The 246-nt window shown below is 69.5% G+C and carries 1 protein-coding gene; it reads right to left on the bottom strand.

Features of this window, described 5'->3' with window-relative positions; genetic code table 11:
- On the bottom strand, positions 1–246 hold a 246-nt coding region (locus tag R0J88_RS22555), incomplete at both ends, for a hypothetical protein (RefSeq protein WP_410901254.1).

The following is a 246-nucleotide window of genomic DNA, read 5'->3' as shown; positions in this document are numbered from 1 at the left end:
AGTCGTAGCGATCGAAGAAGCTCAGCACGGCCTGATGCCACGCGGTGCGCTCGATGCTCGCGTCGAACACGTCGGCAGCCTGCATCGCGAGCAGCCCTTCGACCTCGTAGATCGCCTCGGGCTTGAGCAGCGCACGCCGTGCCGGGTCGCGATAGTGCGCGAGCAGCCCGCCGCCGGACAGCAGATGCCGATGCGTGAGCCAGAGGCGCCAGATCCGGTCGGGCGCGAACGCCGGCAGCGCCGCAT

It is taken from the genome of Pseudoalteromonas sp. SIMBA_162 (assembly GCF_046535955.1).
Taxonomy (GTDB): Bacteria; Pseudomonadota; Gammaproteobacteria; order Enterobacterales; family Alteromonadaceae; genus Pseudoalteromonas; species Pseudoalteromonas marina.
This window is presented reverse-complemented; position numbering and strand designations above follow the sequence as displayed.